Source organism: Streptomyces resistomycificus (assembly GCF_001514265.1).
Lineage (GTDB): Bacteria > Actinomycetota > Actinomycetes > Streptomycetales > Streptomycetaceae > Streptomyces > Streptomyces resistomycificus.
In genome coordinates this window covers 1-1,413 of sequence record NZ_KQ949013.1, presented here as the reverse complement: position 1 = coordinate 1,413, position 1,413 = coordinate 1, and the positions used below count along the sequence as shown (strand labels likewise).

1 other annotated feature (only partly in view) is annotated in these 1,413 nt (G+C 56.0%).

Annotated features, from left to right (window positions below):
• Nucleotides 1-1,391 (top strand) — a sequence feature (mutual gap in cmsearch alignment for this rRNA model is longer than 100) (it extends 2,711 nt beyond the left edge of the window).
• Nucleotides 1,392-1,413: the final 22 nt, after the last annotated feature.

Genomic DNA, 1,413 nt, shown 5'->3' with positions numbered 1-1,413 from the left:
TGAGACCTGATGCCGAGCCGATTGTGGTGAAGTGGATGATCCTATGCTGTCGAGAAAAGCCTCTAGCGAGTTTCATGGCGGCCCGTACCCTAAACCGACTCAGGTGGTCAGGTAGAGAATACCGAGGCGTTCGGGTGAACTATGGTTAAGGAACTCGGCAAAATGCCCCCGTAACTTCGGGAGAAGGGGGGCCACAACTGGTGAGAGCACTTGCTGCTCGAGCTGGGGGTGGCCGCAGAGACCAGCGAGAAGCGACTGTTTACTAAAAACACAGGTCCGTGCGAAGCCGTAAGGCGATGTATACGGACTGACGCCTGCCCGGTGCTGGAACGTTAAGGGGACCGGTTAGTCCAACTTCGGTTGGGCGAAGCTGAGAACTTAAGCGCCAGTAAACGGCGGTGGTAACTATAACCATCCTAAGGTAGCGAAATTCCTTGTCGGGTAAGTTCCGACCTGCACGAATGGCGTAACGACTTCTCGACTGTCTCAACCATAGGCCCGGTGAAATTGCACTACGAGTAAAGATGCTCGTTTCGCGCAGCAGGACGGAAAGACCCCGGGACCTTTACTACAGTTTGATATTGGTGTTCGGTTCGGCTTGTGTAGGATAGCTGGGAGACTGTGAAGCTTGGACGCCAGTTCAGGTGGAGTCGTCGTTGAAATACCAGTCTGGTCGTGCTGGATGTCTAACCTGGGTCCGTGATCCGGATCAGGGACAGTGTCTGATGGGTAGTTTAACTGGGGCGGTTGCCTCCTAAAGAGTAACGGAGGCGCCCAAAGGTTCCCTCAGCCTGGTTGGCAATCAGGTGTTGAGTGTAAGTGCACAAGGGAGCTTGACTGTGAGACCGACGGGTCGAGCAGGGACGAAAGTCGGGACTAGTGATCCGGCGGTGGCTTGTGGAAGCGCCGTCGCTCAACGGATAAAAGGTACCCCGGGGATAACAGGCTGATCTTCCCCAAGAGTCCATATCGACGGGATGGTTTGGCACCTCGATGTCGGCTCGTCGCATCCTGGGGCTGGAGTCGGTCCCAAGGGTTGGGCTGTTCGCCCATTAAAGCGGTACGCGAGCTGGGTTTAGAACGTCGTGAGACAGTTCGGTCCCTATCCGCTGCGCGCGCAGGAATATTGAGAAGGGCTGTCCCTAGTACGAGAGGACCGGGACGGACGAACCTCTGGTGTGCCAGTTGTTCTGCCAAGGGCATGGCTGGTTGGCTACGTTCGGGAGGGATAACCGCTGAAAGCATCTAAGCGGGAAGCCTGCTTCGAGATGAGTATTCCCACCCACTTGATGGGGTAAGGCTCCCAGTAGACGACTGGGTTGATAGGCCGGATATGGAAGCACGGTAACGTGTGGAGTTGACCGGTACTAATAGGCCGAGGGCTTGTCCTCAGTTGCTCGCGTCCACTGTGTT